General features: G+C 67.3%; 3 protein-coding genes. All 3 read left to right on the top strand.

Annotated elements, in window-relative coordinates:
• The coding region (locus L995_RS22565; RefSeq protein ID WP_047473785.1) for an efflux RND transporter periplasmic adaptor subunit at positions 1–824 on the top strand (824 nt) is incomplete at its 5' end.
• Positions 825–828: 4 nt separating this feature from the next.
• The gene (locus L995_RS22560; RefSeq protein ID WP_047473784.1) at positions 829–3,918 is read left to right on the top strand and encodes an efflux RND transporter permease subunit; all 3,090 of its coding nucleotides are present in this window, start codon (positions 829–831) and stop codon (positions 3,916–3,918) included.
• Positions 3,919–3,934: 16 nt separating this feature from the next.
• Positions 3,935–4,270 carry a P-II family nitrogen regulator gene (locus tag L995_RS22555; protein WP_016450797.1) on the top strand — a complete coding sequence of 112 codons (336 nt, stop codon included), beginning with the start codon at positions 3,935–3,937 and terminating at the stop codon, positions 4,268–4,270.
• Positions 4,271–4,460 lie beyond the last annotated feature (190 nt).

The following is a 4,460-nucleotide window of genomic DNA, read 5'->3' as shown; positions in this document are numbered from 1 at the left end:
CCAGCCCCGAGCTGACCACCGCCCAGCTGGCCTATCTGCGTGCACACTCCGCCGCCACGCTGGCCGAGCGCGGCGTGGAGCGCGCGCGCCAGCTGATCGCCGCCGATGTCATCGGCTCGGCCGAGCTGCAGCGCCGCGAGTCCGAGCTGTCGATTGCGCGCGCCGAGCAGCGCGCTGCCGGCGACCAGTTGCGCCTGATCGGCATTCCCGACAGCGCCATCGCCCAGCTGCGCGACAAGGGCACGCTGCAGTCGCATGCGGCCGTGCTGTCCACAGGGGCCGGCGTGGTGATCGAGCGCAAGGTCAGCTCCGGCCAGGTGACCCAGCCCGGCGATCCGCTGTTCACCGTGGCCGACCTGAGCAGCGTCTGGGTGGTGGGCGCGATCCCCGAGCAGATGGCCAGCGGCGTGCGTGCCGGCCAGGCCGTGGAGATCGCCGTGCCCGCCCTGGGCGAGCGGGTGCTGTCGGGCCAGATCGTGCATGTGGGCGACACCGTCACGCCCGAGACCCGCACCGTCACCATCCGCACCCAGGTGGACAACCCCGAGCGCGACCTCAAGCCCCAGATGCTGGCCACCATGCGCATCCAGGGCGAGGTGCGCCAGCTGCTGGCCGTGCCGGCCGAGGCCGTGGTGCGCGAGAACGACCGCGACCATGTCTTCGTCAAGAAGGGCGAGAACCACTACCGCCTCACGCCCGTCGAGCTGGGCACCGCCAGCGGCGGCATGCGCCCCGTGAACAAGGGCGTGGCCGATGGCACGGTCATCGTCACCACGGGTGCCTTCCACCTGAACAACGAGCGCAAGCGCGCAGAGCTGGAGTAAGCCCATGATCGCTTCCATGATCCGGGCCGCACTGAGCCAGCGGCTCATCGTGATCGTGCTCTCGCTGGTGCTGTGCGGCTTCGGCCTGCGCGCCGCCATGAATCTGTCGGTGGATGCCTTTCCTGACGTGACCAACGTCCAGGTCCAGGTGGCCACCGAGGCGCCAGGCCGTTCGCCCGAGGAAATCGAGCGCTTCGTGACCGTGCCGCTGGAAATCGCCATGACCGGCATGCCGGGCCTGGTGGAGATGCGCTCGCTCAACAAGAGCGGCCTGTCCATCATCACCCTGGTCTTCACCGATGCCACCGACGTGTACTTTGCACGCCAGCTCGTCACCGAGCGGCTGATGGAGGTCACGCCGCGCATGCCCGCAGGCATCATCCCCGTGCTGGGGCCGGTGTCCACGGGCCTGGGCGAGGTCTACCAGTACACGCTGGACCATCCCGACGACGGCAAGCGGGCCCTCACGCCCGAGGAGCTGACCGAGCGCCGCACCATCCAGGACTGGGTGGCGCGCCCGCTGCTGCGCTCCATTCCCGGCGTGGCCGAAATCAACTCGCAGGGCGGCTACGTCAAGCAGTACCAGGTGGAGGTCGATCCCGGCCGGCTGCGCCACTACGGCCTGTCCGTGCGCCATGTGGTCCAGGCCATCGCCGACAACAACGCCAATGCCAGCGGCGGCATCCTGCCCCAGGTCACCGAGCAGTACCTGATCCGCGCCGTGGGCCTGGTCCAGTCGCTGGATGACATCGGCAACATCGTTCTCAAGCAGGAAGGCGGCGTGCCGGTCTTCGTGCGCGATGTGGCCGAGGTCCAGCTGGGCCAGGAAGTGCGCCAGGGCGCCATCATCAAGGGCGGCTATACCGAAGGCGTCTCCGGCATCGTGCTGATGATGCGTGGCGGCAATGCCAAGGAGGTGGTCACCCGCGTGAAGGAGCGCGTGCAGGAGATCAACTCCAAGGGCATGCTCCCCGGCGGCCTGCAGATCGTTCCCTACTACGACCGTACCGACCTGGTCGACTCGGCGCTGTGGACCGTGGGCAAGGTGCTGATCGAGGGCATCCTGCTCGTGGTCGTGGTGCTCTTCATCTTCCTGGGTGACGTGCGCTCCAGCCTGATCGTGGTGGCCACGCTGATCATCACGCCGCTGACCACCTTCATCATGATGAACCGCTGGGGCATCTCGGCCAACCTCATGTCGCTGGGGGGGCTGGCGATCGCCATCGGCCTCATGGTCGATGCCACCGTGGTGGTGGTGGAGAACGTGTTCCACAAGCTCGGCCAGGCCGGCGACAGCATGGGCGCACGCGTGCGCACCGTGCTGTCGGCCACCACCGAGGTGGCCACGCCCACCATCTTCGGCATCGCCATCATCATCCTGGTGTTCCTGCCGCTGATGACGCTGCAAGGCATCGAAGGCAAGATGTTCGGCCCGCTGGCGCTGACCATCGCGATCTCGCTGGCGGTCTCGCTGGCCGTGTCGCTGTTCCTGTCGCCCGTGCTGTGCTCGTACTTCCTCAAGGGCGGCGCGGACCATGACACGCGCCTGATCGCCTTCCTCAAGCGCCACTACCTGCGCCTGCTGGACCTGGCCACCGCGCGCAACCGCGCCACGCTGGCCGTGGCCGTGGCGCTGCTGCTGGGCTCGCTGGGGCTGTTCCCGCTGCTGGGCAAGTCCTTCATGCCCACGATGAAGGAGGGGGCGCTGACGCCGCAGATCAACCGCGTGCCCAGCATCTCGCTGGACGAATCCATCCGCATGGAAATGGCGGCGATGAAGGCCGTGGCCGAAGTGCCCGGCGTGCTCAGCGTGGTCTCCAAGCTGGGACGTGGCGAATCGCCGGCCGATCCCGCAGGCCCCAACGAGTCCGACCCCATCGTGCTGCTGGACCCCAAGTCCGAGCGCACGCAGGACGAGATCGACGAGGACATCCGCCAGCGCCTGTCCTCGATCCCGGGCGTGCAGATCGTGCTGTCCCAGCCGATCTCCGAGCGCGTGGACGAAATGGTCACGGGCGTGCGCTCGCAACTGGCCATCAAGGTCTTCGGCGACGAGCTGAGCGAGCTGCGCGACGTGTCCGAGCAGGTCGCACGCATCCTCAAGAGCGTGCCGGGCAGCACGGACATCCGCGTCGAGCGCCTGTCAGGCCAGCAGGCTCTGACCGTGGATATCGACCGCAAGGCGATCGCCCGCCACGGCCTGAACGTCACCGACGTGCAGGGCGTGATCGAGTCGGCCATCGGCGGCAAGGACGTCACCACGGTCTACGAGGGAGAACGCCGCTACAACGTGGTGGTTCGCTTCCCCGAGCCGTTCCGCGGCTCGCCCGCCGCCATCGGCGCCACCTTGCTGACCACGGCCACGGGCGCCCAGGTGCCGCTGAGCAGCGTGGCCCGCATCGAGCTGGTGGACGGCCCCGCGCAGATCAGCCGCGAAGGCGGCAAGCGCCGCGTGGTGGTGGGAGCCAACGTGGAAGGGCGCGACCTGGGCGGCTTCGTGACCGAAGTGCAGCAGCGCATCGACAGTGAAGTGCAGTTGCCCGATGGCTACTACTTCAAGTACGGTGGCCAGTTCGAGAACATGGAGCGCGCCATGGGCACGCTGCAGGTCATCGTGCCGCTGACCATCGTGGCCATCTTCTTCCTGCTGTTCCTGCTGTTCAACTCGGTCAAGCTGGCCGGGTTGATCATCCTGGTGCTGCCCTTCGCCTCCATCGGCGGCCTGCTGGGCCTGTTCGTCACGGGCGAATACGTGAGCGTGCCGGCCTCGGTGGGCTTCATCGCGCTGTGGGGCATTGCGGTGCTCAACGGCGTGGTGCTGGTCACCTGCATCCGCAAGCTGCGCGAAGACGGCATGGACGTGGCCGATGCCGTGCGCGAAGGCTGCGTGCAGCGCTTCCGCCCCGTGATGATGACGGCCACCGTGGCCCTGCTGGGCCTGGTGCCCTTCCTGTTCGCCACCGGCCCCGGCTCGGAGGTGCAACGCCCGCTGGCCATCGTCGTGATCGGCGGACTGATCTCGTCCACCCTGCTCACGCTGGTGGTGTTGCCGACCCTGTACCGCTGGTTTGACGAAAAACCGCTGGAAGCCTGATGAAGGAGACACTGCAATGACCATGAAGGAAATCCGGGCCATCGTGCGCCCCAGTCGCCTGGAGCGCCTGCGCGACGCGCTGCGCGCCATTCCCAACTTCCCCGGCGTGACGCTGTTCCGTGCCGAGGGCTTCACGGCCCCGGCGGCCATCGACAAGCGCAGCGTGAAGGAGGAGTTGACCGACTTTTCCGACAAGATCATGGTCTGCGTGCTGGCCGAGGCATCCATGGTCGAGCCCATCCGCGCGGCCATCACCTCGGCCTGTCACTCGGGCCAGGTCGGCGACGGCCTGGTCTGGGTGGTGGACATCGCCGAGATCCACCGCATACGCGACGGGCAAAGCCTGGCCTGACCCGGGCTGCAGCAGGGCGCCGGAATGCAGGGCGACATAAAAAAGTCATGCATTCCGGAATTGCCCCAAAAACGCTGTGCTACAATTTTTGAATCGCAGCAACGAAGCAGTGCAACGTTGCAGCAAGGGGGTATAGCTCAGCTGGGAGAGCGCTTGCATGGCATGCAAGAGGTCATCGGTTCGATCCCGT

This window comes from Delftia sp. ZNC0008 (assembly GCF_000799035.1).
Taxonomy (GTDB): Bacteria; Pseudomonadota; Gammaproteobacteria; order Burkholderiales; family Burkholderiaceae_C; genus Comamonas; species Comamonas tsuruhatensis.
Note: the sequence above shows the minus strand (reverse complement) of the source record. Positions and strands in the feature narration are given on the sequence as shown.

Excerpts from the sequence above, each read along its gene's own strand:
- L995_RS22560 (WP_047473784.1), top strand. The coding sequence starts at position 829 with ATGATCGCTTCCATGATCCGGGCCGCACTGAGCCAGCGGCTCATCGTG.
- L995_RS22555 (WP_016450797.1), top strand. The coding sequence starts at position 3,935 with ATGACCATGAAGGAAATCCGGGCCATCGTGCGCCCCAGTCGCCTGGAG.